The 3761-nt window shown below is 60.8% G+C and carries 3 protein-coding genes and 2 pseudogenes; all 5 read right to left on the reverse strand.

Annotation, left to right across the window (positions count from 1 at the left end):
• The coding region (locus AC1DT2_RS17620; protein ID WP_477297758.1) for a hypothetical protein at positions 1 to 364 on the reverse strand (364 nt) is incomplete at its 3' end.
• A gap of 36 nt (positions 365 to 400) precedes the next feature.
• Positions 401 to 625: an SEC-C metal-binding domain-containing protein gene (locus AC1DT2_RS17625; RefSeq protein ID WP_477297760.1), complete on the reverse strand. Its 225-nt coding sequence runs from the start codon at positions 623 to 625 to the stop codon at positions 401 to 403.
• Positions 570 to 689: pseudogene (locus tag AC1DT2_RS17630) on the reverse strand (SEC-C metal-binding domain-containing protein); the annotation flags it as partial. The gene AC1DT2_RS17625 and the pseudogene AC1DT2_RS17630, both read right to left, overlap by 56 nt.
• A gap of 882 nt (positions 690 to 1571) precedes the next feature.
• Positions 1572 to 2777, reverse strand: a pseudogene (locus AC1DT2_RS17635) (nuclease-related domain-containing protein); the annotation flags it as partial.
• Between the two features lie 32 nt (positions 2778 to 2809).
• On the reverse strand, positions 2810 to 3761 hold a 952-nt coding region (locus AC1DT2_RS17640; protein ID WP_477297762.1), incomplete at its 5' end, for a site-specific integrase.

Below are 3761 nucleotides of genomic sequence, written 5' to 3' on the forward strand. Positions count from 1 at the left end.
CTGCTGCGTTGTCCCCTTGGTCCACAAACGTACGCACCAAGCGGTCAAAGCGTAGCGATGAAGACGCAGCATTGAAGGTCGCGAAGTCCAGTCGGGCCTGAGCGCTGCCGCTGTGCTTGATCTGGCGCCGCACACGCCGAGTGCCGGAGTCGACTTCAAGGTCGTCGAAGCGGTCATCGTCGACGACCTTGCGATCCACAACGATGGCACGGTATTCGTCGCATAGCGCGATAACGGCGAGATAGGCCGTCAGCAAGTCTTGGTACGCATACCCACGATGCGCGGCGGTCAGCCGACCCTGCGTGGGAGCGGGAATCGTCGATGGTTCGGACAAAAATGGATCTCCAGGCGGATAGGGGGGCATGGGCATCAGCCACGGGACCTGCGAGGGGAGCGCCGCCTACGGACCCTGACAGCGCTTGTACTTTTCCCGGCTCCCGCACCAGCACGGCGCATTCCGCTGTGTCGCGATGGCTCCTCTAGCGGGTGCTCGGCCGACCCTCAAGTGTTTTTTTGAATTCTCGGCCGACCCTCTAGATTGACCTAGAGATATCGCCCTCATAGGCAACCTAGCTGATGCAGCATTTCTTCCATTTCTTGCCGCTGCCGCAGGGGCACGGGTCATTGCGCCCGACCTTTGGCGCTGATCGCCCACCGCGGAAGACGCGCTCATAGGCGGCCTTGGGTTGTAACGGCTGCGCCATGCGCGCCGTCGCGGCATCCATCGCATCATCCTGCTTCCACGGGTCGGATAGGCGCAGACCGAAGCGCAACTGAGCGTCGGTGGGCGTGAGGCAGAGGCCGAACCATCGATTCGCCTTTTGACGATACTTGCGCCGAGTGCAGTAGTTAGCCAAATTCCGCGCTGCCGCGGCCGCTGGTTCGGCCGAACATACTGCGGTGAACCCACTGGAATCCGGAAACATCATCGTAACATCGTGGGGCTTGCCGTCTTGAGCGGCACGCCGAGCCTGCTCGTCAATGATGCGATTGAGGTCGTTTGCTGCCTCGCCGGCCAACTCGAGCAACTGGAACCCCTGATCCAGAACCGCCGATTCGGGCCTAGCCYCCATTTGCTGCAAAATATGTCCGAGTGTGGTGCCATCGAAACGCGTCAGAACGCCGTCGGGAGTTGCATCTCCAGGTAGCCCTCGGCGGCGCGCCGCCATGGCGATGTCTACGCAGGCTGTAAAATCCTCGGCAAGCTGCAATACCGCCATTTCGTCTTCAATCCAAAGATTGTGCTTGAGATGGTAGGCCAAGATAGTCAACTCTTGTGCGGCCAGAAGGCGATCACCGTATCGGGCGCGACGGGCAACATAGCTCAAAAAGTGCAAGGGTGTCGAAAGGAGCTCGGTTAGCACGTCGATCAGAAAAACGTCGGCGACGAGGGCCGCACGCACTCGTGGGACATCTCGAGTCTTGAGAAACTGGCGAGCCTGGAAGCTTAATGCCGGGTAGTGATCACTGACCACACAGAACATGAAGATCTCGGAGATTGCATCCGGAAGCTCGACATTCGACCCATCCGTCAGGGCAAAGCGAAATCGCGCGTCACCCAGACACTCTGCACAAGCAAGTCCTTGGTCATAGGCGTCCTGGACGCTTTTTTTAAAGTCGTCCCGTATGACTTGGTCGTTACCCTTACGTCCTTCGACTGTCAAGCGTTTGGACTTCGCCTGGACCACGATCGCACGGTCAGCCCAGAGAACCAACACGTCGATCTCTGCGACACGAGTCTTTCCCTGCCAGATCTCGACGTTGGTAAGGACCCGGTCGGCCCCGAACACAACAGCCAAGCGGTCAGCGACGAAGGATTCGGTGAATTCTCCGCGATGCCGGTCACGTTGAGGATGGTATGCCTTATCCGACTGCATCCAGTAGAACGGCGAGTCGTAGATGGCCTCAGCCAACGCATAGTTCTGCAGCGAAAGAAACTCACCGTCTGGCAGCCTTAACAGTGGGGTGGCGTTGATCTGGTTGAACTCCTGCAATTCGACGAAGCGTGGATTGGCATTTCCATCCGGAAGAGTGAATGCCGTCAGGATGCGCTCAACCAAGTTAGGCTCTAACTCCGCATATATGGCGACTTCGCGCGACGTTACAGAGAAAGCCGGCAACATTGTCCAATCGTTGGGGTGTTTGCCGATCAGCTGATCGCGTAGCGCATCGAAGCGGTCCGACTGAACGCGGTCGATCGCCTCGGCGACGGCACATGCCTGCGCTATCGTGAAGCCAACATGGGCTTGCATCCAATCTGCATCGTCGGCATAACGCTTCACAGCCAAATCTAGGTACTGGAAGTTGTAGGCCGACTCTGCGGCATAGAAGATCGGCTCGCGCATTGCGGCACCGGAATCAAACGGATTGAGCTCCTCGCCGCGCTGAAGTCTCTTCGCCACATCACTCCATGATATGACGGCAGATAGCGCATCATGGAGCTCCTGGAGCAGTCGATCGCTTGCATCGATGTACTCACTCAGCACATCAGGGCGTGGCAACGCCCAGTCGACCGGGTTCTTAACCATCAATCCGATTAGCGTGTTGACCTCGGTGCGCAGCAGGCGACTCGGATCGAATCGGTCACGCATGTCCTCCTCAGTTAGGCGCTCGGCGTACAGAAGCATGTTGTCTCGAAAGCATAGGAAGGCGAGGGCGTGTACGTAGCCTGGTCGCCCGCACAAGGCCTGGAGTCCCATGAAAACGTCCCATTCGGAGCGCGGAGCGGTTTGGGCGGGACGCGGCCCGGAAGGTGAGTGACGACGCGGCGTCTTCATGGGAGATCTCAATTGCGCAAAAGTTGAGTCACTTATTTCTTGTCTTCAAGTAGCCGTGCCGCAGGATTGGTAGTCGTACCGCCCGTCTGAAAATACCCCATCACACTGGATACCGCGCGGTGCTCGGTCATGGCCATGATCGCCGGCAGCGGCACACCTTGGCGGCTCGCCTCCGTCACGAAGCCCGAGCGCAGGCTGTGTCCACCAAAATCCCCCTCGAGACCCGCGAGCTTGGCGCGTCGCTGCACAATCTCGCCCACGGCCGCCGGCGAGAGAGCAGAGCCAACCCGGTGTTTCCACAGCCGCCGAAAAATCGCCCCGTCGGTGATGTCGGCGGCGGCAAGCCACGCCTCAAGCGCCTGGGCCGCCCGATCGAGGACCGGCTTGTCCGGCGTCGACGTCGCGGTCACGCCGGCTTGCTGCGTCTTGCTGTGCTCCAGCCGGTAAATAAAACCTTGCGGGCCGATCCGGCGCAGGTCGCGCAGATTCGCGGCCGCGACTTCGCTGCGCCGCCGCCCACCGCTGGCAAAACCAAAGCAGAGCAGGGCACGGTCACGCAGTCCTTCCAGGTTGTCGTCACAGGTGGCCAGCATGGCTTCGAGCTCGGCAAGAGTAATCGCGGTCTTCTTGCGGGGACGCTCACCGCGTTTGACCGCCGCGCGGGCGGCCCGGCTCAGCACCGTGCGGATGGCCGGTTGTTCGCAGGGATTGGGCACGCGCTTGAGTCGATGCGCCGTGGATAGTACGGCCACCCGGTGCCGGACGGTCGCCAGCGTCCACGGCCCGGGCTTGGCCTTGAGGCCGGAGGCCACCAGGGATTGGTCGATGGCCGGCGGCAGCTCCCAGGCCAGTTCGCCGTCGGCGGATCGGCGCACCACATGGTCGACCACAAATTGCAGCACGGTGGCTTCTGGTACCGGCACTGTCAGCTCGATGCCATAGCGCGCGACATGCCACCCGGCCCAGTAGCGCAGGGCGCTGGCG

This window comes from Luteibacter sp. P4_E6 (assembly GCF_056401535.1).